Source organism: Paenirhizobium naphthalenivorans (assembly GCF_007992095.1).
Lineage (GTDB): Bacteria > Pseudomonadota > Alphaproteobacteria > Rhizobiales > Rhizobiaceae > Allorhizobium > Allorhizobium naphthalenivorans.
Map to the genome: position 1 here is coordinate 1 of NZ_BJZP01000035.1, position 26,735 is coordinate 26,735.

Annotated in this window: 23 protein-coding genes; 9 read left to right on the forward strand and 14 right to left on the reverse strand. The window is 61.9% G+C overall.

The annotated features are described in order from the left end of the window. Positions 1-46: 46 nt before the first annotated feature. The 10 genes from glmM to ybgC all read right to left on the reverse strand — a co-directional run bounded on the left by glmM (position 47) and on the right by ybgC (position 11,176). Positions 47-1,402: a phosphoglucosamine mutase gene (gene glmM / locus RNA01_RS21165; protein WP_147182121.1), complete on the reverse strand. Its 1,356-nt coding sequence runs from the start codon at positions 1,400-1,402 to the stop codon at positions 47-49. A 222-nt stretch (positions 1,403-1,624) separates the two neighbouring features. Next, positions 1,625-3,562: an ATP-dependent zinc metalloprotease FtsH gene (ftsH, locus tag RNA01_RS21170; protein WP_147182122.1), complete on the reverse strand. Its 1,938-nt coding sequence runs from the start codon at positions 3,560-3,562 to the stop codon at positions 1,625-1,627. 121 nt (positions 3,563-3,683) lie between these two features. Beyond that, positions 3,684-4,997 (reverse strand): tRNA lysidine(34) synthetase TilS, encoded by a 1,314-nt coding sequence (gene tilS, locus RNA01_RS21175; protein WP_170253592.1) that lies wholly within the window; start codon positions 4,995-4,997, stop codon positions 3,684-3,686. Between the two features lie 22 nt (positions 4,998-5,019). After that, positions 5,020-5,985 carry a tol-pal system protein YbgF gene (gene ybgF, locus RNA01_RS21180; protein ID WP_147182124.1) on the reverse strand — a complete coding sequence of 322 codons (966 nt, stop codon included), beginning with the start codon at positions 5,983-5,985 and terminating at the stop codon, positions 5,020-5,022. Positions 5,986-6,149: 164 nt separating this feature from the next. Next, a complete protein-coding gene (pal, locus tag RNA01_RS21185) occupies positions 6,150-6,677 on the reverse strand; it encodes a peptidoglycan-associated lipoprotein Pal (protein WP_147182125.1) in 528 nt (175 codons plus the stop codon). Between the two features lie 155 nt (positions 6,678-6,832). Further along, the gene (gene tolB, locus RNA01_RS21190) at positions 6,833-8,140 is read right to left on the reverse strand and encodes a Tol-Pal system beta propeller repeat protein TolB (RefSeq protein WP_147182126.1); all 1,308 of its coding nucleotides are present in this window, start codon (positions 8,138-8,140) and stop codon (positions 6,833-6,835) included. A 22-nt stretch (positions 8,141-8,162) separates the two neighbouring features. Next, the gene (gene tolA, locus RNA01_RS21195; protein WP_147182127.1) at positions 8,163-9,272 is read right to left on the reverse strand and encodes a cell envelope integrity protein TolA; all 1,110 of its coding nucleotides are present in this window, start codon (positions 9,270-9,272) and stop codon (positions 8,163-8,165) included. 9 nt (positions 9,273-9,281) lie between these two features. Then, positions 9,282-9,740 carry a protein TolR gene (gene tolR / locus RNA01_RS21200; RefSeq protein WP_147182128.1) on the reverse strand — a complete coding sequence of 153 codons (459 nt, stop codon included), beginning with the start codon at positions 9,738-9,740 and terminating at the stop codon, positions 9,282-9,284. 24 nt (positions 9,741-9,764) lie between these two features. Next, positions 9,765-10,484 (reverse strand): protein TolQ, encoded by a 720-nt coding sequence (gene tolQ, locus RNA01_RS21205; protein ID WP_147182129.1) that lies wholly within the window; start codon positions 10,482-10,484, stop codon positions 9,765-9,767. A gap of 251 nt (positions 10,485-10,735) precedes the next feature. Next, entirely contained in the window at positions 10,736-11,176 is a 441-nt protein-coding gene (gene ybgC, locus RNA01_RS21210; protein ID WP_147182130.1) for a tol-pal system-associated acyl-CoA thioesterase, read from the reverse strand. A gap of 124 nt (positions 11,177-11,300) precedes the next feature. Between ybgC and RNA01_RS21215 the strand changes: the two genes are divergently transcribed. From RNA01_RS21215 to RNA01_RS21225, 3 genes are read left to right on the forward strand one after another with little or no spacing between them, the layout of a single operon-like run. After that, positions 11,301-12,521, forward strand: a complete 1,221-nt coding sequence (locus RNA01_RS21215; RefSeq protein WP_147182131.1) for an NAD-dependent epimerase/dehydratase family protein — start codon at positions 11,301-11,303, stop codon at positions 12,519-12,521. Then, on the forward strand, positions 12,518-13,390 hold the full coding sequence (locus tag RNA01_RS21220; protein ID WP_147182132.1) for a glycosyltransferase: 873 nt from the start codon (positions 12,518-12,520) through the stop codon (positions 13,388-13,390). Before RNA01_RS21215 ends, RNA01_RS21220 begins: the two co-directional genes overlap by 4 nt. After that, positions 13,387-14,271, forward strand: coding sequence for an NAD-dependent epimerase/dehydratase family protein (locus tag RNA01_RS21225; protein ID WP_147182133.1), 885 nt, complete (start codon positions 13,387-13,389; stop codon positions 14,269-14,271). Before RNA01_RS21220 ends, RNA01_RS21225 begins: the two co-directional genes overlap by 4 nt. A 104-nt stretch (positions 14,272-14,375) precedes the next feature. On the opposite strand, the gene RNA01_RS21230 is transcribed toward RNA01_RS21225, so the two are convergent. The 4 genes from RNA01_RS21230 to ruvC all read right to left on the reverse strand — a co-directional run bounded on the left by RNA01_RS21230 (position 14,376) and on the right by ruvC (position 17,622). Further along, positions 14,376-15,263, reverse strand: a complete 888-nt coding sequence (locus RNA01_RS21230) for a metallophosphoesterase (protein WP_147182134.1) — start codon at positions 15,261-15,263, stop codon at positions 14,376-14,378. After that, positions 15,264-16,304 carry a Holliday junction branch migration DNA helicase RuvB gene (ruvB, locus tag RNA01_RS21235; protein WP_147182135.1) on the reverse strand — a complete coding sequence of 347 codons (1,041 nt, stop codon included), beginning with the start codon at positions 16,302-16,304 and terminating at the stop codon, positions 15,264-15,266. It lies immediately after the preceding gene. A gap of 115 nt (positions 16,305-16,419) precedes the next feature. Further along, entirely contained in the window at positions 16,420-17,037 is a 618-nt protein-coding gene (gene ruvA, locus RNA01_RS21240) for a Holliday junction branch migration protein RuvA (protein WP_147182136.1), read from the reverse strand. Positions 17,038-17,109: 72 nt separating this feature from the next. After that, positions 17,110-17,622 carry a crossover junction endodeoxyribonuclease RuvC gene (ruvC, locus tag RNA01_RS21245; protein ID WP_147182137.1) on the reverse strand — a complete coding sequence of 171 codons (513 nt, stop codon included), beginning with the start codon at positions 17,620-17,622 and terminating at the stop codon, positions 17,110-17,112. A gap of 159 nt (positions 17,623-17,781) precedes the next feature. Between ruvC and RNA01_RS21250 the strand changes: the two genes are divergently transcribed. The 6 genes from RNA01_RS21250 (at position 17,782) to RNA01_RS21275 (ending at position 26,711) form a co-directional block, all read left to right on the forward strand. Then, positions 17,782-18,783: an LLM class flavin-dependent oxidoreductase gene (locus RNA01_RS21250; protein WP_147182138.1), complete on the forward strand. Its 1,002-nt coding sequence runs from the start codon at positions 17,782-17,784 to the stop codon at positions 18,781-18,783. Positions 18,784-18,955: 172 nt separating this feature from the next. Next, positions 18,956-21,277 (forward strand): methyl-accepting chemotaxis protein, encoded by a 2,322-nt coding sequence (locus RNA01_RS21255; RefSeq protein ID WP_147182139.1) that lies wholly within the window; start codon positions 18,956-18,958, stop codon positions 21,275-21,277. A gap of 275 nt (positions 21,278-21,552) precedes the next feature. Beyond that, on the forward strand, positions 21,553-22,383 hold the full coding sequence (locus RNA01_RS21260) for an outer membrane protein (protein ID WP_147182140.1): 831 nt from the start codon (positions 21,553-21,555) through the stop codon (positions 22,381-22,383). 214 nt (positions 22,384-22,597) lie between these two features. Further along, positions 22,598-23,770, forward strand: a complete 1,173-nt coding sequence (locus RNA01_RS21265; RefSeq protein WP_147182141.1) for a phosphoserine transaminase — start codon at positions 22,598-22,600, stop codon at positions 23,768-23,770. An 83-nt stretch (positions 23,771-23,853) separates the two neighbouring features. Next, entirely contained in the window at positions 23,854-25,449 is a 1,596-nt protein-coding gene (gene serA, locus RNA01_RS21270) for a phosphoglycerate dehydrogenase (protein WP_147182142.1), read from the forward strand. 263 nt (positions 25,450-25,712) lie between these two features. Continuing rightward, positions 25,713-26,711, forward strand: coding sequence for a Tim44 domain-containing protein (locus RNA01_RS21275; protein ID WP_147182143.1), 999 nt, complete (start codon positions 25,713-25,715; stop codon positions 26,709-26,711). The last annotated feature ends 24 nt before the right edge of the window (positions 26,712-26,735 follow it).

Sequence of the window (26,735 nt, forward strand, 5' to 3'; positions counted from 1 at the left end):
GCTTTTTCACGCCTCATGACACGGCTTGAACGCTGTGCGCCTGACCTCAGGCAGCCTCGCTGCGCACGCTTCCGATCACGCTGACCAGTTCATTGACGATCCGCTCGACCTGTTCGCGGTCGTCGCCCTCGGCCATGACGCGGATCAGTGGTTCGGTGCCGGAGGGGCGGATCACCAGGCGGCCATTCTGTGCCAGCTCGCTCTCGGCGTCGGCGATCGCCTGCTTGACGGTCGCATCTTCGAGCGGCTTGCCGCCGGAGAAGCGGACGTTGCGCAGGAGTTGGGGAACAGGCTCGAAGCGATGGCAGATCTCGCTGACGGTTTTTCCGGTGCGCTTGACACAGGCGAGGATCTGCAGGGCGGCGACCAGGCCGTCGCCGGTGGTGCCGAAGTCGGAGAGCACGATATGGCCCGACTGTTCGCCACCGACGTTGAAATCGTGCTGGCGCATGTACTCGACGACGTATCGGTCGCCGACCTTCGTGCGGGCGAGCGACAGGCCCTTGTCGGAGAGGAAGCGCTCGAGCCCGAGATTGGACATGACGGTCGCCACGATGCCGTCGCCCCGCAGGGTCTGGTCCTGCGCCCAGGTTTCCGCGATCGCCGCCATCAACTGGTCGCCGTCAATGATCTTGCCGTTCTCGTCGATGATGATGACGCGGTCGGCGTCGCCGTCGAGCGCGATGCCGATGTCGGCGCGAACTTCGTGCACCTTCTGTTGCAGCGCCGCCGGATGGGTTGAGCCGCAGTCGAGGTTGATGTTGGTGCCGTTCGGGGTGGTGCCGATGGCGACCACTTCTGCGCCGAGCTCCCAGAGTGCGGCCGGTGCGACCTTGTAGGCGGCGCCATTGGCACAATCGATCGCGACCCGCAGGCCGTGCAGGGTGACGTCGCGCGGCAGCGTGCGCTTGACGAATTCGATATAGCGGTAGATGTCGCCCTCGACGCGCTTGGCGCGGCCGATCTCATGAGCGGGGGCAAGCTGGGCGTAGATGTCGTCGTCAAGCAGGGCCTCGATCTGGCTCTCGATTTCGTCAGAGAGCTTGTAGCCGTCAGGCCCGAAGAGCTTGATGCCATTGTCGGCGAAGGGATTGTGTGAAGCGGAGATCATCACACCGATATCGGCGCGCAGCGAACGCGTCAGCATGGCGACGGCAGGCGTGGGGATCGGGCCGAGCAGAAAGACATCGAGGCCGGCGGCGGTGAATCCCGCGACCAACGCGTTTTCCAACATGTAACCGGAAAGCCTGGTGTCCTTGCCGATGACCACCCGGTGGCGATGATGGCCGCGGCGGAAGATCGTGCCGACCGCAATGCCGACACGCATGGCGAGATCGGGGGTCATGGGAAACTTGTTGGAATGTCCGCGAATGCCGTCCGTACCGAAATAGCGACGAGTCATCTAATCTCCTGCAATGATCGAGCCGACGCCGATGGGCGCCGGCGAAAGACGCTGGAATGCAGAACCGGCAAGCCGGCCGCTGAGGCAATATCGGTGCTCTTGCCATAAAATGCGGTGAAGGGCACGTAAATTAGCGTCAACAGCGCATACATCTTGTGAGTGAAAGAAAAAAAAGCCGCCGCGATCATTCGCGGCGGCCTTCGTTATTCCATTTCTTCAGCCTTAATGGGGCTGGGGCTCGAGACCGCTTTCTGGCTCACCGCCCTTGGGCGTGTCCTTCTTGGCTCCGGTCGAGGGGACCGCCGAGCCACGTCCGGACGGACCTTCATCACCCATGTCGCGTGCCGGCTTCTCGCCGCGCAGCAGCGCCTTGATCTCGTCACCGGAAAGCGTTTCGTATTCCAGCAGGCCTTCCGCCATGGCGACGAAATCGTCATGCTTCTCGGTCAGGATGCGACGGGCTTCGGTATAAGCCTCGTCGATCAGGCGACGCACTTCGGTGTCGATCTTCTGGGCGGTCGATTCCGACACGTTCTTCGACTGAGAAACCGAATGGCCGAGAAAGACTTCCTGCTGGTTCTCGCCGTAGGAAACCTGACCGAGCACGTCGGAGAAGCCCCACTGCGTGACCATGGCGCGGGCAAGCTTGGTCGCCTGCTCAATATCGGAGGAGGCGCCGGAGGTGATGTTCTCCTTGCCGAAGGTCAGTTCCTCGGCGACGCGTCCACCCATCATGATGATCAGACGGGATACCATCCACTTGTAGCTCATCGAGTATCGATCGCCCTCGGGGAGCTGCATGACCATGCCGAGCGCACGGCCACGCGGGATGATGGTCGCCTTGTGCAGCGGGTCGGCGACCGGCACGTTGAGCGCGGTGATCGCATGGCCGGCCTCGTGATAGGCGGTCAGCTTCTTTTCGGCTTCGGTCATGGCGGACGAGCGGCGTTCCGCGCCCATCATGATCTTGTCCTTGGCGTCCTCGAATTCGGCCATGGTGACGACACGCTTGTTGCGGCGCGCGGCCATCAGGGCGGCTTCGTTGACGAGGTTCATCAGATCGGCGCCGGAGAAGCCGGGCGTGCCGCGCGCAAGAACCTTGAGGTCGACGTTCGGCGCGAGCGGTACATTGCGGGCGTGCACCTTGAGGATGCGTTCGCGGCCGACGATGTCGGGGTTCGGCACCACGACCTGGCGGTCGAAACGGCCGGGACGCATCAGCGCCGGGTCGAGAACGTCGGGCCGGTTGGTCGCGGCGATCAGGATGACGCCTTCATTGGCTTCAAAGCCGTCCATCTCGACCAGCAATTGGTTGAGCGTCTGTTCGCGCTCGTCATTGCCGCCGCCGAGACCGGCGCCACGGTGGCGACCGACGGCATCGATTTCGTCGATGAAGATGATGCAGGGTGCGTTTTTCTTGGCCTGTTCGAACATGTCGCGCACGCGGCTTGCGCCGACGCCGACGAACATTTCGACGAAGTCCGAACCGGAGATGGTGAAGAAGGGCACATTGGCCTCGCCGGCAACCGAACGGGCGAGCAGCGTCTTGCCGGTGCCCGGAGGACCGACGAGCAGCACGCCGCGCGGGATCTTGCCGCCGAGACGCTGGAACTTCTGCGGGTCGCGCAGGAATTCGACGATTTCCTCGAGGTCCTGCTTGGCTTCGTCGACGCCCGCGACGTCATCGAAGGTAACGCGGCCATGCGCTTCGGTCAGCAGCTTGGCCTTCGACTTGCCAAAGCCCATGGCGCCGCCACGGCCGCCGCCCTGCATCTGGCGCATGAAGAACAGCCAGACGCCGAGGATCAGCAGCATGGGGAGGAGCGTGCCGAGATAGCTCAGGAAACCGGACGATCCGTCAGTCTCAGGACGCGCGACGATCATCACGTTCTTGTCCTGGAGCTTCTGCAACAGGCTGTCATCGATAACCGGAGAATAGGTCTGGAAGGCAGTGCCGTTCTCGACATAGGTGCCGAGCACGCGGTTCCCGGTGACCGTTACGTCACGCACCCGGCCGGCATCCACTTCACGCAGAAACTGCGAATAGGGTATTTCGCGCGAACTGGTCTGCGACGGCGAGGTCTGAAACATGCTGAACAAGGCGATCAGCAGGAGGGCGATGATCGCCCATAGCGCGAAATTCCGAAAATTTGGGTTCATAGAACTCCCCGAACATATGTTGCGCGCTGAATGCCCGCCTAGTTATCGACTAACATAGGATCGCACTGGGGCATTGCCAAGGCAAAGGCGCGGTTTGAATGCGTTTTCCGTCAATAACCACTTAAGCCGGTAACGGCAAATAGGCCTTCCGTCCAAAGAGCCTGGCGATCGCCTCTGCGAGGGGCAGGTCGAAGTCTGGCAGGAAGTGATCGAAAAGCGGGAAGGCCGGCGTGATCGAGACGGTGTCGGGTGGCGGAGCCCCTTTGTCAGCCGAACCGGAATGAAAGCGGATTTCGGGCGTAATGCGGCCGATATGCCGCAGCATCGCGGGCGAAAGGGTGTCGCTTGCCGGAGGCGCAAAGGTCGCGGCATCCGGGTGAACGTGAAACCGGTCATCCGACGGATTGGTGATGAGATAGCGTCCGTCCCACAGGAGGCTCGACTGAGCGGCCACGTCGCGCGGCAAAACATCGCGGACCTCGCGCATGATATAGATATCGTCCCGGCGAAGCTGGACCAAAGCGCCTGAGAGCGTCATCCTGCCAGGCGATCCGGATGCCACGAGTTGCATCAATTGGTCCATGGCGGCAGCGCTTGGACGATATGTCCTGCCGCCGGCGATGGTCGCCAGCGTGGCGAGTGTATGGCGCAGGACTTGTGGGGCCGCGTTGCGCGCATCGGCAGAAAGCGAAACGAGGCAGCCGGCGTGGAGGGTGGCGCAGCGCCCGACAAGGCTTGCTGCCGCGCTGGATAATTCCCGCCGTCGTTCGGCGGCATTGTTTTCCGGTGTGCTTGGCCGCGCGCCGTGGCCAAGGCGAATGCGCACCCGCTCATAATGGGGATCGACATTGCTGGGATCATCGACCCAGCCGATGCCCGCTTCCGAAAGATAGTCACGGATCGCGGCGCGCCGGACGGCGAGAAAGGGCCTGAGAACCCAGATACGGCGGTCATACAACGTCGCTGCGGCCATGCCGGAAAGGCCAAGGTTATCCTGGGTGGCGCGGGCGGCGCGCATGGCGATCGTTTCATACTGATCGTCGGCGGTGTGGCCGGTTACCATTGCGGTGGCCCCCAGCTCGTCTGCCGCCGTCGACAACAAGCGATAGCGCGCCTGCCGGGCGGCGGCTGAGATGCCGGTCGAGGGCTTGTCGCCTTGCCAGGTCACGATGCGGTGCGGAATGTCGAGCGAGGCGCAAAGGCTGGCTACCGTCCGGGCTTCTGCGGTCGATTCCGGGCGCAGCGCATGATCGACGGTCGCTGCGGCAATGCTGTGCGGGCAATCGTGCTGGCTGACGGCGCGGTGCAAGGCTATGAGCAGGCCGGTGGAATCGCTGCCGCCGGACACGGCGGCGAGAAAGCGGGTCGGTTTGCGCAGGGACGTCAGGAGCCTGCGGGCGGCGTCCTGGGGAAGCGTGAGGAGGGAGGTGTTCACAGTCAGCGGGCCGCGGAAACGGTCAGCAGCGAAGTCGCTTCTGTTCGGCGGCGACCTTGGAGACTACGGCGCGCGAAGCCTTTGGATAACGCTTGGTCACTTCGCGCAGCGTGGCGCAAGCGGTCTCGGTATTGTCGAGGGCGGCCAGCGACATGCCGAGCTTCAGCAGCATTTCCGGCGCCTTGGGCGAGGAGCCGTAGGCCTGGTGGGCGTTGAGGAAAGTTTTCGCCGATTCGTTGTACTTGCCTTGCGAGTATTGCGCTTCGCCCAGCCAGAAATTGGCGTCGGCCGCTTTGCTGCTTTGCGGATGGCTGGAAATGAAGTCGGTGAACTCGTTTTCCGCCATGGCATAGTCGCCGGACAGCACATGGGCATAGGCAACCTGATAGAGGTCGCTTTCCGAGCCGAGTGAAGCGGTGTCCTTCGGACGGGTTGTCTCGACGCCGGGGAGGGCGCCCGATCCATTGCCGACAGCACCCTGGTTGATCGTCGCCGCACTGGGCATGCCGGACGAATCGAGTTCGATCGAACCGAGGACCTGCTCCGGTTGTGCGAGTGGGGCGGACCCGGCATTGCTGCCGGGCGCTGGATGCTGGGTGATGATCTCGGCGACGGAATCGGATTGCCCGCCGCCGTTGACCGGCTTGTCGAGGGCGCCGCTCTTCTTGGAACCGCCCTTTTCGAGATCCTGGAACCGGAACTCGTTGTCTTCCTGGGTCTTGCGCATCTGCTCCTGCATTTGCAGAAGCTGGAAGCTCATCTCCTCGATCCGGCCGTTGAGGTTGCGGATCTCCTCCTCGAGCTGCTGCACGCGGATCGAAGGGTCGCTGCTCTGAGCTAGGATCACCGGCGCGTGCTGGTTCGCGGCAGCGGCAATCGCGGCGTCCAGCGCCGGGCGCGGGCCGAGGAGTTGCATCGAGCTGGCGCTTCCATGCGGGCCGGCCACAGTCGCCACCCCGAGCAGTGCGGCCATGACAAGTCTCTTCATGTCATTGTTCCTGTTTTCATGAATCATCGCGCCGGGTTTGGCGCAACCCGGAGATTCTTTCCAATTGCCGGTAAAAAGCAACCGAAGTTCGGCCAAAGTGTGGAGAAAACAAAAGGCGGCCCCGAAGGACCGCCTGTCGATATTCACACCCTTGGGAGGGGCCGTTACATGCCGCCGCCGAGAACGGTGACTGCGCGGCGGTTCTGCGACCAGCAGGAGATGTCGTCGCAGACGGCGACCGGGCGTTCCTTGCCGTAGGAAATGGTCTTCATGCGGCTGGCCGGAACGCCACGCGAGGCGAGGTAGTCACGGGTGACGGCGGCACGGCGGGCACCGAGCGCCAGGTTGTATTCACGCGTGCCGCGTTCGTCGGCATGGCCTTCGACGGTGATGGCGTAGTTCGGATAACGGGCGAGCCACTGGGCCTGACGGTCGAGCGTCTGCTGGGCGTCGGCGCGGATCGAGGTGCTGTCGGTGTCGAAGAAGATGCGGTCGCCGACGTTGACGGTAAAGTCCTGCGTCGAGCCCGGGGTCGCCGCACCGGCGCCGAGGCCGAGATCCGAGGCGCTGTTCGGCAGGTTCTTCTTCGACGCGCAGCCGGTCAGCGCCAGCGTCAGCGCGATCGCGAGGACGGCTGGGTTGCTGGCGATCTGCTGCATGCGGCTCTTCGCCGGAGTGTGAATGCGGCTCATAGCCGGTCTCCTTGAGATTTTTCCGTTAGGGTTGCCAGACTTTAACCATTCGAGGTTAACCGGCACAGAACGAACATGGTTAAAGAACTGTGAAAACAATGCCGAAAATCGCTTATTTATAGCGCTTTACGGCAAAAAAGAGGCGCGATTGCGGCCTATTCGAGCAGAGGCGACCAGGCTGGGTCGGAGGCGTAGGTCGGGGTCTTGACGAGTTGCTCGTTATAGCCGGTCAGATCGATGGAATAGAGCTGCGGACCACCGGCGCCGGCATTCTGACGGAAGAACATCAGCACGCGTCCATTCGGCGCCCAGGTCGGTCCCTCGTTGTGGAAGCCCGAGGTCAGGATGCGCTCACCCGAACCGTCCGGCTTCATCACACCGATCGAGAATTTGCCGCCCGATTGCTTGGTGAAGGCGATCAGGTCGCCGCGCGGTGACCAGACCGGGGTGGAGTAGGAGCCATCGCCGAAGGAAATTCGCTGCTGGCCCGAACCGTCGGCATTCATGACGTAGAGCTGCTGGCGACCGCCTCGGTCGGATTCGAAGACGATGCGGGCGGCGTCCGGAGAATAGGATGGCGAGGTATCGATCGCGGCCGTCGAGGTCAGTCGCGTCGTGGTGCGCGAGCGCAGGTCCATCGTGTAGATATTGGCGTTGCCGTCCTGCTGCAGACTCATGATGACACGCTGGCCATCAGGCGAGAAGCGCGGCGAGAAGGTCATGCCGGGGAAGTTGCCAACCACTTCACGCTGCCCGGTTTCAAGCTGGAGCAGGTAGACGCGTGGCTGTTGCCCCTCGAATGACATGTAGGTCACTTCCTGGCGGCTCGGCGAAAAGCGCGGTGTGAGAACGATGTCCTTGGAGCCGGTCAGCATGCGGACGTTCTCGCCGTCCTGGTCCATGATGGCGAGCTGACGCTTGCGATCGGTCTTGGGACCGCTTTCCGAAACGAAGACGACGCGGGTGTCGAAGTAGCCCTTTTCACCGGTGATACGCTCATAGATCGCGTCGGCGATGATATGGGCGACGCGGCGCCAGTTTTCCGGCTGGGTGAAGAACTGCTGGCCTGTCATCTGCTGGCCGGCAAACGTATCCCACAGGCGGAACTCGGCGCGCAGGCGACCATCGCCTTCCTTGCTGATGCGACCGACGACCAGTGCCTGGGCGTTGACGACTTTCCAGTCCTCGAAGCGCGGGGCCTGGTCGGGATTGCTGATCTTCTCGATGAAGGCGGCGCGGTTGATCGGGGCGAAAAGACCCGAGCGCTTCAGATCCGCCTCGACCACGGCCGAGATCTTCGCGCCGATGCCGTCGCCCGAGACAAAGTCGGTGATCGCGATCGGCAGCGGTTCGACATTACCCTTGTTGATGTTGATTTCGACGACGGCGCTTGCCGGCGTGGCAAAGGCGCCGGCCATGCCGATGATCACCATCAGGGTTCGAAGAAGGTTGAGTTTCATCATAAGATCCAAGCCTTTCAGCTCTTTACATCAGTTCGCTGGGGTCGAAATTGACGATGACTTCCGACCAGGCGTCATATTTGTCCCGGGGAAGGTTCTTGAAGGGGGCGGAGCGCAGGACGGCGCGGCGTGCGCCCCCCATCAACACCTGTTGGGTTTGCGGGGTTCCGCCGGTCGCGGTGACTTCCGGCTCGCCGATCAGTTCGCCCGATTCATCGAGCTGGAACTTCACACGGATGCGCACATCGGATGCATCGGCAAGACCGGGGATGACCGACCAGTTGTTCTGGATCTGGCCGCGTAGCGCGTCCATCTCACTCTGGCTGAGCTTGGAGCCGCCGGTTGTCTTCTTGCCGCCGAACGCTGCCTTGTCAGGCGAAGCCTTGGCGCCGCCGGCGGTCGGGTCGTTCTTGTTCAAGAGGGCCGCGACCTCGTCGGCGTTGAAGTCGCTTTCCTTGGCAGACTTCGACTTCGCCGTCTCCTGGGTCTTGACGTCCTTTTTCTTGTCCTGCGCCTTGGCCGTTTCGCTCTGGCTCGGCTTGGTTTCTGCAGGCTTTGCCTCCGCCGGCTTCGGCGGCTTGGGCTTGGCGGCCGGCAGGGGTACGTTGTCGGGCAGCGGGATTTCCTCGGCGGTTGCCTCTTCCGGCGGTGCTTTCTCCGCGGGGGGGGCGGGCTTCGGCTCCGGGGCCACGTCCGGCTTCGGCGGTTCGGCCTTGGCCACTTCGACCGGCTTCTCGGCGACCGTCTCTTCCTTGATGATGTCCTTGACGTCGTTGGTGACGTCGTCCTGCGTCGGCTGAACCTTCTCGACCTTCTCGGGCGCTGCCGAGGATTCCGCGTTGCTGGGCTTTTCCGATGGCTTCGGCACTGACTTCAGGTCGATCTTGTTCTCGCCGATGTTTTGCGCATCAGCGACCGAGGTCGGCCTCTTGGTCGGCACCGGGGCCGATTTTTCGGCGACCGGCGCGGTCTTGTCGCCCTGCTGGATCTGGGTCAATTCCTCGATCGGCACAATATCGACCGGCAACGCCTCGACGTCGGCGACGTCGAAGGATTCAGGCGCACTGATCGACACCAGCGCCAAGGTTAGCGCCAGTGCATGCAGAACAGCCGAAGAAATGAGACTGCCTCTCATCGCGTCCGATCACTTGTCCTGTTCTTGCAGGGTCACGAGGCCGATATTCTTGAACCCGGCCGAAGAAATGCGGGCCATGACCTTCATCACGGTGCCGTAGGCGGCTGTGGTGTCGCCGCGCACGTAGATGCGTTCGTTGTAGCCCGTCGTGGCAATGGCCTCGAGTTTGGCGACGATCTCGTCGATGCCAATCGGAGTCTCTTGCAGGTAGATCTCACCGGCCGGGTTCACCGAGATGGTGATCGGCTGGGTGTCGGCGTTCATCGCCTTTGCCTGGGTCTCCGGCAGGTCGATCGGCACACCGACGGTCATCATTGGCGCTGCGACCATGAAAATGATCAGAAGCACGAGCATGACGTCGACCATCGGCGTGACGTTGATGTCGCTCATCGGCGCCCTCTTGCCGCTGCCGCGCCTTCCGCCGCGACGGCCGCCGCGGCCACCGCTTGATCCAACAGACATACTCATCGTGTGCGTCTCCTAAGCCGGACGTTACTGTGCGGCCTGACGAGGTTGCAGCTTCTCATCGATCTGGCGCGAAAGAATGGCGGAGAACTCGTCGGCAAAGCCTTCCATGCGAGCCGTCAGCTTACCGGCTTCGCCGGAGAACTTGTTGTAGGCGATAACGGCGGGAATAGCGGCAACCAGGCCGATCGCGGTTGCCAACAGCGCTTCGGCGATGCCGGGCGCCACGACCGCAAGGTTGGTTGACTTGGAACCGGCGATCGCCTGGAACGAAGTCATGATACCGATGACTGTACCGAAGAGGCCGACGAAGGGCGCGGCCGAGCCGATGGTCGCGAGCGATGCGAGGCGGCCCTCGAACGTTTCTGACTCGCGCGCCATTGTCACGTCCATGGCGCGGTCGATACGCATCTGCAGGCCGATCGGCGAACGGGCGCCGCGTTCGAAGCTCTTCTTCCATTCGCGCATGGCGGCGACAAACATGGCCGCAAGCCCGGTGTTATTGCGTTCGGCAAGCGTGCGATAGAGTTCTTCCAGAGACTGGCCGGACCAGAAGACCTGCTCGAACTGGTCGAACTGGCGGCGCGCCCGCGAGTAGCTCATGAACTTGTCGATGACGATCGCCCAGGTCCAGACAGAGGCGGCGAGCAGCCCGAGCATGACCAACTTGACGACGAAGCCTGCCTGCATGAACAAGGCCCAAAGGCTCACGTCATGGGCGGCCGCTGCCAAACCTACTTCTTCCATCGCTTCTTAATCCCCGAAATCCAAACGCCCGGCGCATGACCGGGCGGTGAAACAGCTCTGTTGCGGAATTGTGCGGTAGCCATTGCCGAACGCCCTTATTCCGCTTCTAGCTCCCAGATTGCCTTCTTGCCTTCAAATTTGGTCAAAGGAAGGCGTGCGTCGCACAAATTTCCATGGCGGCAGTAAGGCATCATTATGGTTAAGGGACCGTTAGCGCGGGCCTGTCACTGCGCAGGCTTGGTCAATCTTGATCAGGCCAGGAAGCGACCGGCGAGTTCTTCCGGCAGGCGACGCGGCCGGCCGTTGCGGTTGACGACGGCGATGACAACCTTCGCCGCGATCAAAAGGTTGCCGTCGCGCCGGATTTCCTGTTCCAGCACCATCTTTGCTCCGCCGGCCTTGGTCGTGACCGTGCGGATTTCGAGAATGTCGTCCATGCGCGCAGGTGCCTTGAAGTCGATCTCCATGCGGTGGACGACGAAGACCAGCCCTTCCTCATCGATGCCGATCAGGGCGCTTTGCTCGACGCCCAAGCAGCGCAAATAGTCCGTACGACCGCGCTCCAGGAAGTGGAGGTAGCGGGCATGGTAGACGAGGCCGGAGAAGTCGGTATCTTCATAATAGACCCGCTGGCTCAGCTTGTGGCCTTCCTCCGACAAATCTCCGGAGAGCGAAATCCGATTTGAATTCATGTTTGTACCTCGTCAAAGCCGGAACTGGTTGCAGGTGGGAGCATCGAGTTGTGGGGGCCATTGTAGTTCTGTCACAAATCGGCATTATCAGATTTGGGGGTTCACCGGCACAGGAGACTTTCAGATGAAGATTGCAGTCATGGGCGGAGACGGATTTGTTGGCTGGCCGACGTCGCTTCATCTCTCCGACGCCGGGCACGACGTTCATGTCCTCGACAACCTGTCGCGACGCTGGATCGACACCGAGCTTGGTGTGCAGTCCCTGACCCCGATGGATTCGATCCAGGAGCGGACACGCATCTGGCACGCGGAGACCGGTCGGCGCATCCATTTCCATCTGATCGATCTCGCCAAGGACTACGAGCTCCTGAAGAACTGGCTGGCGGAGGAGCGTCCGGACGCGATCATCCATTTTGCCGAGCAGCGCGCGGCGCCCTATTCGATGAAGAGTGACCGCCACAAGAATTACACGGTCAACAACAACGTCAGCGCCACGCATAATCTGTTGAATGCGCTCACCGAACTCAACCTCGATTCGCATCTCGTTCATCTCGGCACGATGGGCGTCTACGGTTATTCGACGGTCGGTGCGGCCATCCCCGAGGGTTATCTGCCGGTCGGCATCGAGACGATGCAAGGGGAGACGGTCTCCCAGGAGATCCTCTATCCCAGCAACCCCGGCTCGATCTACCACATGACGAAGTGTCTCGATCAGCTGTTGTTCCAGTTCTATGCGAAGAACGACGGGCTTCGGATCACCGACCTGCACCAGGGTATCGTCTGGGGCACCCATACCGAACAGACCCGGCGCCATGCGCAACTCGTCAACCGTTTCGACTATGACGGTGACTACGGCACGGTCCTGAACCGGTTCCTGATCCAGGCGGCCATCGGCTATCCGCTGACTGTGCACGGGACCGGCGGGCAGACCCGTGCCTTTATCCATATCCAGGATTCGGTGCGCTGCATTGAGATCGCACTCAACAATCCGCCGGCCCGCGGCTCCCGCGTCGAGATCTTCAACCAGATGACCGAAACGCACAGGGTACGTGATCTGGCCGAGATGATCGCCAGGATGACCGGTGCCGAAATCGCCTGGCTGCCCAACCCGCGCAAGGAAGCTCCGGAGAACGATCTGATCGTCCGGAACGAGAAGTTCCTCGGTCTCGGGCTGGAGCCGACGACGCTCCAGAGTGGCCTGCTTGAGGAGGTCGTCGACGTCGCGAAGAAGTTTTCTTACCGCGTCGATCGCTCGCGCGTTCCGGCGGTGTCGGCCTGGACCAAGGACATCGCCAAGACGATCAATCGCGATCCGGAAGGCAAGAGGCTGAAATCCGTGTCATGATGCTGGGCACGGAAATGCTACGCGGCATCCGTCCGATAACGACGGCGGGTTCGCGCAACGCCTTCGTCACGTTGGTGACCAATGGCGATTATGCGATGGGTGCGGTGGCACTGGCACGTTCGCTCTTGCTGACGGGAAGCCCGGCCGATATTGTTGTGCTCTTCACAGGCGGCGTGGAAGCGAGTGCACTCCAGCCGCTGGAAGCGCTTGGTTGCCGGCTGGTGGAGGTCGATCACTTACCTCTCTCGCATGCGTTCAACCTGCGCCATGCGCGCGGCAATCTGCACGCGAATGCGCCCTTCACCAAGGGCCGCAAGCCTGCCTTTCACTCTCCACTCGACAATTTCTGCAAGCTCAGGCTCTGGCAGTTGATCGACTACAGCACCTGCATCTTCATCGATGCCGACGCGATCGTGCTCAAGAACATCGACAAGCTGTTCGACTATCCGGAGTTCTCGGCTGCGCCGAACGTTTACGAGAGCCTTGAGGACTTCCACCGTCTGAATTCGGGTGTGTTCGTCGCCAAGCCGTCTCTGGCCACCTTCGGCGCCATGCTCAAGCAGCTCGACGAGCCGGACGTGTTCTGGAGGCGCACCGACCAGACATTTCTCGAGACCTTCTTCCCTGACTGGCATGGCCTGCCAGTCTTCATGAACATGTTGCAATATGTGTGGTTCAACCTGCCGGAACTCTGGGACTGGCGGCAGATCGCGGTGTTGCACTATCAGTATGAGAAGCCTTGGGAGGTGGGACATCCAAAGGCGGCCCAACTCAGGCCGTTGATCGATCTGTGGCATGCCCACTACACCGGTGAAGGCGTGCCTGCTCCGGGCTCTCTGCCGAGTCCCCGGGATGCGGATGCAGCATGAGGGTTCTGGTCTCCGGCGGCACGGGACTGGTGGGCCGCTATGTCGTCGAGAGTCTGCTTTCGGTCGGCTATCAGGTCACCGTGGGCGGACGCCGGGCGCCGGCACCGCATCTGTTCTCGCGTCCCGTCGATTTCCGACCGTTGTCGCTTGATCCCGATGACACCCAGGGCGCCATCTTTGATGACGTCCATTTCTTTGTTCATGCGGCCTTCGATCACGTTGCCGGCAAGTATCGTGGTGGGGAAGGGGAAGATCCGGCCGGATTTCGCCGGCGAAACCTCGAAGGTAGCGTCCGGTTGTTCGATGCGGCGCGAAGCGCAGGGGTGCGGCGTTGCGTCTTTCTGTCCAGCCGCGCGGTCTACGACGGCCTGGATCCCGGAGCTCGCCTTGATGAGGCGGCCGCCGTCCGCCCGGCAAGCCTCTATGGCGAGGTCAAGCTGCTGGCAGAACAGGCGTTGACCGATATGTCGGGTCCGGGATTTGTCGGAGCGAGTCTCAGGCTGACCGGTGTCTATGGCGATCTCAGGCCGAACAAGTGGGATGGACTGTTTTCGGACTATCGGGCGGGCAGAGCTGTCCCGGTTCGCGCAGGCTCGGAAGTGCATGGGCTGGACGTCGGTCAGGCTGTGCGGCTGATGCTGGAGAGCGAAGAGGCAAAGGTCAGCGGCGAGGTTTTCAACGTCTCCGACCTCGTGACGGATACGCATGAGATCCTGTCCCGGCTGAAAGCGGCAATCCATTGTCCGCATCCGCTACCGGACTGCTCCGACAGGGCTGCGGTTGCAGAAATGCGAACACTGAAGATCAAAGAGCTTGGATGGGAGCCCGGCGGGCGGCGACTTTTCGATGCCGCCGTCGCCGCCTTGGCAAGGTCGCTTTAGTTTGCAAGGCCCAGTGCCGAGATCGGCCGGCTGCTTGGTCATTTGCCACCTAGGTCTCCGTCGTACGTGACCGGAGGCGTGCGTGTGGCGGGAGGGGGCATGGGTTAGCCGATATCGATCACAAGGATCTCCGGCGGCGAGCCAAAGCGGATCGGGGCGATCGAGCACCCAAGGCCGCCAGAGATGATCAGATCGCGTCCGTCCTCGATCTTGTGTCCATAGGCATAGCGCGAGCCGTAACGCGAGGGCACCACCGGCGTCCAACCGAACAGGTTGACCTGGCCGCCATGGGTGTGACCCGATAGCGTCAGGGCGATACGGCTCGGCACATTCGGGAATATGTCGGGTTCGTGGGCAAGCAGGATCGCCGGCGCATTGTCGGTGATCTGGGCAAGCGTTGCAGGAAGGTCATCGCGACCGTCCATTTTCCCCTCATTGATATAGGCCAATTGGTCTTCCAGTCCCGCGATCCAGAAAGGCTCGTCGTCGCTCCCGAGCCGAACAGCAGTATTGGAGTGCACGGTAATGCCGACCGAACGCAATGCCCTGTGGGCGATGGTCTCCGGCAGGCGCAGGCGTTGCGCCTCCGGGTCGTGCCACCAGTCGTGATTGCCGCAGACGGCATGAACCCCGTGAGGCGCTTTCAATCCGGAGAGCGCTCTTGACCAATGTTCGGGCGAAACGGTCCCGGTGACCAGCCGCATGCCGGTCATGTAGTCGCCAAGCAGAACGATTACGTCGCCGCCAAGGCTGTTGGCGTGGTCACAGATGCGGGCAATACGCGCAGCTGGCATCCAGGGCTCGCAGGCGTGAAAATCGGCAAGCGCCACGATGCGAAGCGTCCGCCCCTTCGGCCAGCCTTGCGGAGTCAGCCGGTAGCGCGTGGTTTCAAGACGCAGAAGCGGCTCAATGGCGCCAGCGTAACCACCAAGGGAAAGCATGCCGGCTGCCGAGGCTGCCATCAGTTTGAAAAACGTTCTGCGCGTGATCATTCACTCATCCTCCAGCGTCAACCGGAACTGCGCCGCCTCGAGGTCCTTCGGCGGCTGGAGGCCGAGGTGCTTCCAGGCGGTCGTCGTCAGCACACGGCCGCGCGGGGTGCGCTGGATGAAGCCCTGCTGGATCATGTAGGGCTCGATGATGTCTTCGATCGCGTCGCGCGGTTCGGAAAGACCTGCGGCGATCGTCTCGATGCCGACCGGGCCGCCGCCGAAGTTGATGGCGATCATGTTGAGGTAGCGCTTGTCGAGCTGGTCGAGGCCCATGTTGTCGACCAGCAGCCGGGTCAGCGCCTCGTCGGCGATTGTGCGTGTCACGGCTTCGGCGCGGGCCACTTCGGCAAAATCGCGCACGCGACGCAGCAGCCGTCCGGCGATGCGCGGCGTGCCACGGGCGCGGCGGGCGATCTCGCGGGCGCCCTCGTCGGTCATGCCAAGCCCCATCAGCCGGGCGCCGCGGCGTACGATCAGCTCCAGTTCCTCGACGGTGTAGAAGTTGAGACGTACCGGAATGCCGAAACGGTCGCGCAGCGGCGTGGTCAGGAGCCCGAGGCGGGTGGTGGCGGCGACGAGGGTGAACTTGGAGAGGTCGATCTTCACCGAGCGAGCGGCCGGGCCTTCGCCGATGATCAGGTCGAGCTGGTAGTCCTCCATGGCGGGATAGAGGATCTCCTCGACCGCTGGACTGAGTCGGTGGATTTCGTCGATGAAGAGCACGTCGCGCTCCTCAAGATTGGTCAGCAGGGCGGCAAGGTCGCCGGCCTTGGCGATCACCGGGCCGGAGGTGGAACGGAAGTTGACGCCGAGTTCCTTAGCCATGATCTGCGCGAGCGTCGTTTTGCCGAGGCCCGGCGGACCGACGAACAACACGTGGTCGAGCGCTTCGCCACGATTCTTCGCCGCCTCGATGAAGATCTTCAGGTTGGCGCGCGCTTCGGCCTGGCCGGTGAATTCGTCGAGCGATTGCGGACGCAGGGCTGTGTCTATGTCTTCGCCCCGCTTGTCCGGCGATATTAGGCGATCGGCTTCACTCATGACGAAATTTCCGGTTCGGCTTTGACCACGGCGTCGCTGCTGCTTTCAGCGTCTCGCCTTTGAACAGATATAGCGGTTGCGGTAAAGCGCGGGAAGGCGTGCAACCGGCCTTCACTCAACGCGAAAGCTCCTTGAGACCAAGGCGGATGAGTTTGGAACTGTCGGCATCTTCGCCACCGTTCTTCAGCGCTGCAGCGATAGCATTAGCCGCCTGTTCGCGCGAATAACCGAGATTGGTCAGCGCCGAGACGGCGTCAGCAACCGGGGCTGCGGCAACACCTTCGCCCAGTTCCTGCTTGAGACCGATACCGGCAGAGGCCTCGCCGGCGAAGGCCGGGGCCTTGTTCTTCAGCTCCGTGATGATGCGCACCGCCACCTTGGGGCCGACACCCGGCGCGCGGGATACGGCCGTCTTGTCTTGCAGCGCAATGGCATTGGCGAGTTCCGAGGGCGTCAGCGTCGACAACAGTGCCAGCGCCACCTTGGCGCCCACACCTTGCACGCTCTGCAAAAGGTTGAACCATTCGCGCTCAAGCGCAGACATGAAGCCGAACAGCTTCAACTGATCCTCGCGGACATAGGTCTCGATAAACAAGACGACGGCTTCGCCGACGGAGCCGATACGGGAAAGGGTACGGGCCGAGCAATGGGCGACGTAGCAGACGCCGTGCACGTCGACGAGGACATAGTCATCGCCGATTTCGTCGATGGTGCCTTTGAGCTTGCCGATCATGGGAGAGTTCCGTCAGCGATGGGTTTCGGGGCGAGAATGGCGCGTGTGACAAGCGGGGACATCAAGAACAAGTCAGGCTGAAGCCAGCATCCGGCGCATGCGGTCGCCGCCACGATTGTGAGCGTGGCAGATGGCGATGGCGAGCGCGTCGGCGGCATCATTACCCTTAAACTCGGACTTCGGCATCAGGATTTTCAGCATCATGTGGATCTGCTTCTTGTCTCCGTGACCGACGCCGATGACGGCCTTCTTCACAGCGTTCGGCGCATATTCTGCAACCGGCAGACCCGCGCGGGCCGGCACCAGCATGGCGATGCCGCGGGCCTGGCCGAGCTTCAAGGTGGCCACGGCATCTTTGTTGACGAAGGTCTGTTCGACCGCTGCCTCGTGCGGCTGATAGGAGTGGACGACTTCGGCAAGGCCGTCGTGCAACTGGCACAGGCGCGAGGCGAGATCCATGTCGCCGTCCGACGTGACCGTCCCGGAAGCGACGAAGCGCAGGGAGTTGCCAAGCGTCTCGATGACGCCCCAGCCGCAGCGTCTGAGGCCTGGGTCAATACCGATAATCCGAATCGCGTCTTGCATGGCGTCACTCTAACTTCGAGCCCAATGATCTGCCAGCAATAAGTGAACAAAACAAAAACATTGAAGTGACGATCAGTGGAATTCGTCATTCCGGGGCTGGCATTCGTAGGTGCGGCGTCTACATAAAAGGCTCATCAAAGAACGAGCGGACCTGTTGCCATGATTCCTTTCTCCATCCTCGATCTTTCTCCCATATCCGAGGGGCATACGGTTTCCGAAGCGCTCGATGCTTCCCGTCGGATGGCGGTCAAGGCGGAGGAATGTGGCTACAATCGCTTCTGGCTGGCTGAGCACCACGGCATGCCGGGGATCGCCAGCGCGGCGACGGCGGTGGTGATCGGACACGTGGGGGCCGCGACGAAGCGCATTCGCATCGGTTCGGGCGGCGTCATGCTTCCGAACCATTCGCCGCTTGTGATCGCCGAGCAGTTCGGCACGCTGGAAGCGCTTTTCCCCGGTCGTGTGGATCTGGGCCTTGGGCGTGCGCCGGGCACGGACATGCGCACGGCGCGGGCGTTGAGACGCAATATGGAAGCCGGCGCCGAGAATTTCCCCCACGACATTATCGAATTGCAGGCCCTGCTGGGGGATCCGGGCCAGGATCAAGCGCTGCTTGCCGTGCCGGGCATGGGGAGTCATGTGCCACTCTGGCTGCTCGGCTCCAGTCTTTACAGCGCTCATCTGGCTGCGGCGCTCGGGCTTCCCTATGCCTTTGCCTCGCATTTTGCTCCGGACCAACTTATGGATGCGATCGCGGTTTACCGCGAGCGGTTCCAGCCGTCCGCCGCGCTCGAGAAGCCCTATGTCATGGTTGGTGTGATGGGTGTTGCTGCGGAGACGGACGCGGAGGCGCATCGTCTGTTCACGTCGTCGCAGCAGCAGTTCGTCAACCTGCGGCGCAATGTGCGCAGGGCTTTTCCAAAGCCGGTCGATAGCATGGACGGCTTGTGGACTGAAGTGGAGCGCTATGGCGTTGAGCACACTCTGCGTTACGCTGTGGTCGGTTCGGCAGCTTCCGCAAAGGACAAGCTGATGGAGTTCCTCAAGGCGACGAAGCCGGACGAACTGATCGTCTCCATGCCGATACACGCGGTGGAGCGGCGACTCCATTCGCTCGAAATCTTCGCGGGTTTATGCGAAAAATTGGCCGAATCCGCTTAATTAGCGGTATTTTTGCGTGATCAACCAGAAATTGCTGCGTTTTTTAACCGGCGTTTAAAAAAGAATCCCGACCGTAACGCCTCTGACGGCACGGAGTGTCCTCCGACGCCGCGACGTAGCTTTACGAGTTACAATTTCGCGCAGAGTGGGGTGCGGCAAAACGGGATCCAACATGTCTAGTCGTTTCAACTCGCTGTCTTCGAAGGTCATTGGGATATTTCTCCTGCTCACCGTCTTGTCGGTCGGCCTTCTCAATGTTCTCGCCTATTCCACTTCCAGCACCGTATTCGAGGCGCAAACGCTCGGCTCGATGACCTCCACGCTCACCTTTCGCGGTGACATTCTCACGGAACAACTCTCGCAGCTTGAAAACCAGGCGACGTCGATCGCCAAGATCGAAAGCCTGCAACAGGCCATGACCGCGATGAAGAGCGGCTGGAACACGATCGCCAAAACCTCGGGCGATGCGGGCAAGGAGCTGCGCGACGTCTTCATCACCAGGAACCCCAATCCCGGTGAACCGGAAAAGCTGTTGAAGCCGGAAGGGCCGAGCGGCTTTTACTATTCGAGCCATGAGACGGTGCAGGCGCAGGTCGCGGGATTTCTCAACAATACCCAGTTTCACGACCTGCTGATTGTCGATCAGACCGGCAATGTCATCTACTCCTACCGAAAGGGTGACAGCTTCGCCGAGAATGTCGCCAGTGGCGCGCTGGCGGCCTCCGGGCTCGGACGGGCCTTCGCCCGCGCCGCAGAAGAAGGCGGCAAGGCTGTCGACGATGTCGCTCCGACCCGCTTCTCCGGCCTGAGGGCTGGTGCCGTTCCGCAGTCGCCCGACATCTATTTCGCTGTGCCGGTTGTCAAATTTGGTGCCTTCAAGGGCGCCATCCTGTTCCAGCTGAAGGACACGGCCATTACCAGCATCCTGTCGAAGGGCATTGTTTCCGGCAGCGGCGAACGTGCCGCTGTCCTGTCGGAAGACGGCACGGGCATCAGCCTTGCTGAAGACGGCAAGCTCGTCGACATCGAGGCTGCACCTTTCGGCTTTGCCAAAGATGCGATCCAGGGTGAGAAAATCACCATCGCGTCCTTTCAGCGTGCCGATGGTACGGCGAATGCCTATGGCCGACCGGTCTCTTACGGTGGTGACAGATACCTCGTGGTCGAAAGCCTGACCCATGCCGAACTCGGTGCCGGCTCCTGGCACATCGCCACGACACTGTTCGTCACGGCGATTGCCGTCCTGGCGGTCATGTCGATTGCCACCGGCTATCTCACCGGCCGTCTGTTTGCCCCACTTGCACGGCTTGCGACGGTCACCGGCGATGTCGCCAATGGCAAACTCGATGAACCGGTCGCCAACCAGCAGCGGCGTGACGAAATCGGTTCCATGGCCAAGGCGCTCGAGAGCTTCCGACTCGGCCTGATCGAGCAGCAGCGGCTTGAGAGCGAGAGCCGCAGCGAGCGCGAGCGCGCCGACGCCGAACGCCGTCAGCGCATGGCGGAACGGGAGACCGAGGCGCAGAGTCTGCAGGCAGTCGTTGCCGCCCTTGACCAAGGCCTTGACCGATTGGCCGGTGGCGACCTCGCCTTCGAGATCCGCAGTATCTTCCCGCAGGAGCTGGAATCGCTGCGTCACAATTTCAACAAGGCATTGTCGACGCTCAGCATGACGCTTGCCGGTATCGGCGGCAATTCGGTTGCTGTGCGCGAGGGCTCGGACGAAATGCGCTCCGGCGCCGACCAACTGGCGGAGCGAACCGAACGGCAGGCGGCGGCGCTGACACAGACCGCCAGTGCCATCAAGGCGATCACCGACGGCGTGCGGACGCAGATCGCGCGCGCCGAGGATGCCGAGCGGATCGCTCGCAACGCCAAGGATGAGACCGAGCAATCGGGTCGCGTCATGCGTGAGACGATCGCTGCGATGGAGGCCATCCAGGCCTCTTCGCAAGAGATCAACCAGATTATCAGCGTGATCGACGAGATCGCTTTCCAGACCAATCTGCTGGCTCTCAATGCCGGGGTCGAAGCGGCGCGAGCAGGTGATAGCGGCAAGGGCTTTGCTGTCGTGGCCCAGGAGGTGCGCGAGTTGGCGCAACGGTCAGCGACGGCTGCCAAGCAGATCGCCGGTTTGCTTTCCAAGTCGACAACCGAGGTGGAGCATGGTGTCACACTCGTCGAAAAGGCCGGTGCGGCTCTTGAGGGGGTTGGCACGCACGTAGTGGCCATCAATGGCCGCATCAGCGAGATCATGAGCTCGACGCGTGAGGAAGCCCAGACTCTCTCTGAGATCAACGGTTCAGTCAGCCAGCTGGACGCGATGACACAGCAGAATGCTGCCATGGTTGAGGAAACGACCGCGGCAATCCACCGCCTTGCCCAGGAGGCGGGTGAAATGGATCAGCGGCTTGGGCAGTTTTCTCTCGGCGGTGTTCAGTCGTCTGACCACGCGGGTGTGCACGGCGTGCCGCGGGCGCGTCTCGCCGGCTGACATACTCGTTCAAGCTCAACGTCAAAGGGGTCGGAATTTGCTTCCGGCCCCTCTTTCTTTGCCGTCCTCAGCCAAGAGAAACTGTCCTTCGGGTGCGCTTTTACTGGATGGACTTGCGCCCTGTTCTTCAATCGGCCAGCGAGAATGATGGGCTTGAACAGAGTAAAGAGACGTAGTTAAACGCGCCTTAACCTTTGTGCTTCATTATCCATCTAGACGAACGTCGGCCGCAACAAGGCCCGTGCATCAACGAAGAACATTGGAGTTCCTTTCCCATGAAGACGAGCCTTTTCGTTGTGGCTGCAGTCCTGCTCGCCGGCACTGCAGCCCATTCTGCAGACATCTACCAGCCTGAACCCGTGCCGTATGAGGCACCGGAAGTCCAAGTCACAGAAGCCTCGGGCTGGTATCTGCGTGGTGACGCTGGATACGACTTCAACAAGCTGCGCGGAGCCGAATATTTCCAGGGTTCGAATTCGAACCTGGTGGACTTCGACGATGCCGATCTGAAGAACAGCTTCACACTCGGCGCCGGTGTCGGTTACCAGATCAACAACTACCTGCGCACCGACCTGACCTTCGACTACATGTTCAAGTCGGACTTCGACGGTTCGACCTCCGGGACCTGCGGATCGCCGCTTGTGCCTTGCACGTCCTCCGACGTGGCCGCCATGCGCGCCTACACGCTGATGGCCAACGCCTATGTGGACATCGGCAGCTACGGTATGGTCACGCCTTATGTCGGCGCCGGTATCGGTGGCGCCTACGTCCAATGGGACAATCTCAAGAATACGGCCTGCGCCGATGACGGCAGCGGTTGCGACGGCGAAGTCAAACACAGCGGTCGCGGCGACTGGCGTTTCGCGTATCAGTTGATGGCCGGCGCCTCGATCGACGTGACCTGCAACGTCAAGGCCGACGTCGGCTATCGCTTCCGCCATACGCTCGGCGGCGACATGTTCGGCTATAATTCCAACGGTGGCCCGGGCTACGACAAGGGCTTCTACAGCCACGAAGCACATGTCGGCGCACGCTATCTGTTCGGCGCCTGCGCCGAGCCGGTCGCAGCCTACGAGCCCCCGCCGCAGCCGCTCGTCTACAAGTAAGAGACGCGTCACAAACCATTCGAGGCCGCCCATCAACGGGCGGCCTTTTCGCGTTATGGGTGTATTTTTCGGCCGAAGGCTGGGTTCCGGGAGCGTCAGAAAATTTTCCGCTTGCGACATCGAAATTCTCTTGACGGGGAATTCGGACAGGCGTAGTTCCGACGGCGGGACACCTCTCCCCAACGAGAGGCCATATACCTGGAAGGGTAGCACGATGACGACACTCGCCAAGCCGGACTTGCGTCCGAACAACACTCATTTTTCTTCTGGCCCTTGCTCGAAGCGCCCCGGTTGGTCGCTCGAAGCGCTTGCTGATGCTCCGCTCGGTCGCTCGCACCGGGCCAAGGTCGGCAAAGCCAAGCTCAAGCAGGCCATTGATCTCACCCGCGAAATTCTTGGCGTTCCGGCCGACTATCGCATCGGTATCGTTCCCGCATCCGATACTGGCGCCGTTGAAATGGCGCTTTGGTCGCTGCTCGGCGAGCGCGGCGTCGATATGCTTTCCTGGGAAAGCTTTGGTGCCGGCTGGGTCACTGACGTTGTCAAACAGCTGAAGCTCAAGGACGTCCGCAAATTCGAAGCTCCTTACGGTGAACTTCCCGATCTGGCTCAGGCAGATTTCGACCGCGACGTGGTCTTCACCTGGAACGGCACGACCTCCGGCGTGCGCGTCCCGAACGCCGATTTCATCCCTGCCGACCGCAAGGGCCTGACGATCTGCGACGCCACGAGCGCCGCCTTCGCCCAGGACATGGATTTCACCAAGCTCGACGTCGTAACCTTCTCCTGGCAGAAGGTTCTGGGCGGCGAGGGTGGTCACGGCATGCTGATCCTGTCGCCGCGCGCCGTCGAGCGCCTGGAGAGCTACGTTCCGGCCTGGCCGCTGCCGAAGATCTTCCGCATGACCAAGGGCGGCAAGCTGATCGAGGGCATCTTCACCGGCGAGACCATCAATACCCCGTCGATGCTCTGCGTCGAGGACTATATCGACGCGCTCCTCTGGGCCCAGTCGATCGGTGGGCTGAAGGGCCTGATGGCGCGTGCCGATGCCAATGCCAAAGTGCTGTTCGACTTCGTCGAGGCCAATGACTGGATCGCCAACCTCGCCAAGGTTCCGGCGACCCGCTCCAACACCTCGGTGTGCCTGACCATCGTCGACAAGGACGTGGCGGCTCTCGACGCCGACGCCCAGGCCGCCTTTGCCAAGGGCATGGTCACGGCGCTCGACAAGGAAGGCGTGGCCTTCGACATCGGCGCCTATCGCGACGCCCCGTCGGGTCTGCGCATCTGGGCCGGCGCGACGATCGAGACCGCCGACATGAAGGCGCTGATGCCTTGGCTCACCTGGGCTTTCGAGACCCAGAAGGCCGCGCTCAAGGCCGCCTGAGACTGATCCGGCTTCGCCCTTGAGGCGAGGCCGCCCATTCCCATACCCGTACCAGACCTGAACCCCTTTGAAGGAGGCCTCACATGGCACCTCGCGTTCTCGTGTCCGACGAATTGTCGGAAACCGCCGTCCAGATCTTCCGCGATCGCGGCGTCGAAGTCGATTTTCAGCCGAAGCTCGGCAAGGACAAGGAAAAGCTCGCCGAGATCATCGGCAACTATGATGGTCTCGCCATCCGCTCGGCCACCAAGGCGACGGAAAAGCTGATCGCCGCCGCAACGAACCTCAAGGTCATTGGCCGCGCCGGTATCGGCGTCGACAATGTCGACATCCCGGCCGCCTCGCGCCGCGGTATCATCGTCATGAACACACCGTTCGGCAACTCGATCACCACTGCCGAGCATGCGATCGCGCTGATGTTCGCGGTTGCCCGACAGCTGCCTGCGGCCGACGCCTCGACCCAGGCCGGCAAATGGGAAAAGTCGAAGTTCATGGGTGTCGAGATCACCGGCAAGACGCTCGGCGTCATCGGCGCCGGCAATATCGGCTCCATCGTCTGCTCGCGCGCACTTGGTCTGAAGATGCACGTGCTTGCCTATGACCCCTTCCTGTCGAAGGAACGCGCCGAGGCTATGGGCGTCACCAAGGTTGAGCTCGACGAGCTTCTGGCCAAGGCCGACTTCATCACGCTGCATGTACCGATGACAGACAAGACGCGTGGCATCCTCAACAAGGAAGCGCTGGCGAAGACCAAGCCGGGCGTCCGGATCATCAACTGCGCCCGTGGCGGTCTGGTCGATGAGGCTGCCCTGGCTGAAGCGATCAAGTCCGGCCATGTCGCCGGTGCCGGTTTCGACGTGTTCGAGGTCGAGCCTGCGACGGAAAGCCCGCTGTTCGGCCTGCCGAACGTGGTGTGCACGCCGCACCTCGGCGCATCGACCACTGAAGCGCAGGAAAACGTCGCCCTTCAGGTCGCCGAGCAGATGTCGGACTATCTCATCAAGGGTGCCGTCACCAACGCGATCAACATGCCGTCGATCACTGCGGAAGAAGCACCGATCCTGAAGCCCTTCATCAAGCTTGCGGATGTGCTCGGCGCCTTCGTCGGCCAGGTCACGGAAAGCGCGATCAAGGAAATCGAGATCCTCTACGATGGCCAGACCGCGCAGATGAACACCAAGGCGCTGACCTCGGCGCTACTGGCCGGTCTGATCCGTAGCCAGGTGTCGGACGTCAACATGGTTTCGGCGCCTATCATGATCAAGGAAAAAGGCATCGTCCTTTCCGAAGTGAAACGTGACAAGACCGGCGTCTATGACGGTTACATCAAGCTGACCGTGACGACGGCAAACCAGACCCGCTCGGTTGCCGGTACCGTCTTCTCCGATGGCAAGCCGCGCTTCATCCAGATCAAGGGCATCAACATGGATGCCGATGTCGGCGCCAACATGATCTACATTTCCAACACCGACGTTCCCGGCATGATCGGCTTCATGGGCACGACGTTGGGTGATGCGGGTGTCAACATCGCCAACTTCCAGCTCGGCCGCGAGAAAGAGGGTGGAGATGCGATCGCGCTTCTCTATGTCGATGAGCCGGTCAAGCAGGACGTGCTCGACAAGCTGACCGCGCATCATGCGATCAAGCAGGCCAAGTCGCTCGTCTTCAACATCGACTGATCAGGTCCTCCCAGGATCAAGGCAGGGGGCGCGAGCGGAAACGTTCGCGCCCCCTGTCGTTTGTGGCATGAGCCGTCTGATGGCCAGTACGTTGACGCGGGCTATCGCCCATGCGGCAGATATGCCTCTGTGTGGGCAAGTCTGCGTGATGGCATGATTGTGATCGCAAAATTACCGATGAAGCCTTCAAATCCTTCGTTCTGGACGCCATATGAGCGGCACGGATGCTGCCGATCGGCAGGCAGATGAAATAAGGAGTTGAAATGCGGCGCTACGGTAAGTTCTTTGGAATTCTGGCTATCGGTCTGGCGACCATGCTGACCTTGGCCGACTTCGCCGAGGCGCGCCGCGCCAGCGGCGGGTTCGGCAGCCGAGGCACGCGCACCTTCCAGCTTCCGGGAGCGACGCGGACTGCGCCGGCACCCGCCGCTCCCATCAATCGTACGATGACGCCGCAGAGTCAGACCACGCGGCCTGCCGCTGCACCGAACGCGCAGGGTCAGACCGGGCGCACTGGCGGGCTGTTCGGCGGGCTTGCCGGCGGCCTGATGGGCGGCCTTCTCATGGGCGGACTGTTCGGCATGCTGATGGGCTCCGGCATGGGCGGCGGCTTCGGCTTCCTCGGTCTGTTGTTGCAGGGCGTGCTGATCTTCTTTCTTATCCGCTTTCTCATGCGCATGTTCGGCAACGGCCAGACCGCCTATTCGGGTGCGGGCGCGGGCTCTGGGGCAGCGGCTCGCAGCAATGCGGCGAGCGGCCCCGGTTTCCAGATTCCGCGCATCGGCGGTGGCGGCCTCGCTGGCGCGCCGTCGGCAGCGGTACACAAGCCTTCGGCCTCCGCCGACGAGATCGGCATAGACCAGAAGGATCTCGGGCGTTTCGAAGGTCTTTTGCAGGAAATGCAGGCGGCTTATGCCAATGAGGACTATGCCGGCTTGCGTCGCATCACCACGCCGGAGGCCATGTCCTATCTCGCCGAGGAATTGAGCGACAACGCCACCAGGGGCGTCAAGAACGAGGTGCGCGACGTACATCTGGTCCAAGGCGATGTCTCCGAGAGCTGGCGTGAAGACAATGTCGAATATGCCACCGTCGCCATGCGTTACGAAAGCATCGACGTGCTGCGCGACCGTGCGACCGGCAAGGTGGTCAGCGGCGATCCGGACAATCTCTCGGAATCGACGGAAATCTGGACCTTCGTCCGACGACCGGGCACGGATTGGCAGATCTCCGCCATCCAGGCGGTCGGCGACCCCGAGTAAGTCACCGATAGAAAACCAAAAAGC

Bases quoted from the DNA above. Each gene is read 5' to 3' on its own strand.
- glmM (WP_147182121.1), bottom strand. From the start codon at position 1,402: ATGACTCGTCGCTATTTCGGTACGGACGGCATTCGCGGACATTCCAAC.
- ruvA (WP_147182136.1), bottom strand. From the start codon at position 17,037: ATGATCGGCAAGCTCAAAGGCACCATCGACGAAATCGGCGATGACTAT.
- RNA01_RS21250 (WP_147182138.1), top strand. From the start codon at position 17,782: ATGATTCCTTTCTCCATCCTCGATCTTTCTCCCATATCCGAGGGGCAT.
- tolR (WP_147182128.1), bottom strand. From the start codon at position 9,740: ATGAGTATGTCTGTTGGATCAAGCGGTGGCCGCGGCGGCCGTCGCGGC.
- ybgC (WP_147182130.1), bottom strand. From the start codon at position 11,176: ATGAATTCAAATCGGATTTCGCTCTCCGGAGATTTGTCGGAGGAAGGC.
- tolQ (WP_147182129.1), bottom strand. From the start codon at position 10,484: ATGGAAGAAGTAGGTTTGGCAGCGGCCGCCCATGACGTGAGCCTTTGG.
- tolB (WP_147182126.1), bottom strand. From the start codon at position 8,140: ATGATGAAACTCAACCTTCTTCGAACCCTGATGGTGATCATCGGCATG.
- ftsH (WP_147182122.1), bottom strand. From the start codon at position 3,562: ATGAACCCAAATTTTCGGAATTTCGCGCTATGGGCGATCATCGCCCTC.
- RNA01_RS21220 (WP_147182132.1), top strand. From the start codon at position 12,518: ATGATGCTGGGCACGGAAATGCTACGCGGCATCCGTCCGATAACGACG.
- RNA01_RS21225 (WP_147182133.1), top strand. From the start codon at position 13,387: ATGAGGGTTCTGGTCTCCGGCGGCACGGGACTGGTGGGCCGCTATGTC.
- RNA01_RS21265 (WP_147182141.1), top strand. From the start codon at position 22,598: ATGACGACACTCGCCAAGCCGGACTTGCGTCCGAACAACACTCATTTT.
- ruvB (WP_147182135.1), bottom strand. From the start codon at position 16,304: ATGAGTGAAGCCGATCGCCTAATATCGCCGGACAAGCGGGGCGAAGAC.
- RNA01_RS21275 (WP_147182143.1), top strand. From the start codon at position 25,713: ATGCGGCGCTACGGTAAGTTCTTTGGAATTCTGGCTATCGGTCTGGCG.
- serA (WP_147182142.1), top strand. From the start codon at position 23,854: ATGGCACCTCGCGTTCTCGTGTCCGACGAATTGTCGGAAACCGCCGTC.
- RNA01_RS21255 (WP_147182139.1), top strand. From the start codon at position 18,956: ATGTCTAGTCGTTTCAACTCGCTGTCTTCGAAGGTCATTGGGATATTT.
- RNA01_RS21230 (WP_147182134.1), bottom strand. From the start codon at position 15,263: ATGATCACGCGCAGAACGTTTTTCAAACTGATGGCAGCCTCGGCAGCC.
- RNA01_RS21215 (WP_147182131.1), top strand. From the start codon at position 11,301: ATGAAGATTGCAGTCATGGGCGGAGACGGATTTGTTGGCTGGCCGACG.
- ybgF (WP_147182124.1), bottom strand. From the start codon at position 5,985: ATGAAGAGACTTGTCATGGCCGCACTGCTCGGGGTGGCGACTGTGGCC.
- pal (WP_147182125.1), bottom strand. From the start codon at position 6,677: ATGAGCCGCATTCACACTCCGGCGAAGAGCCGCATGCAGCAGATCGCC.
- ruvC (WP_147182137.1), bottom strand. From the start codon at position 17,622: ATGCAAGACGCGATTCGGATTATCGGTATTGACCCAGGCCTCAGACGC.
- RNA01_RS21260 (WP_147182140.1), top strand. From the start codon at position 21,553: ATGAAGACGAGCCTTTTCGTTGTGGCTGCAGTCCTGCTCGCCGGCACT.
- tolA (WP_147182127.1), bottom strand. From the start codon at position 9,272: ATGAGAGGCAGTCTCATTTCTTCGGCTGTTCTGCATGCACTGGCGCTA.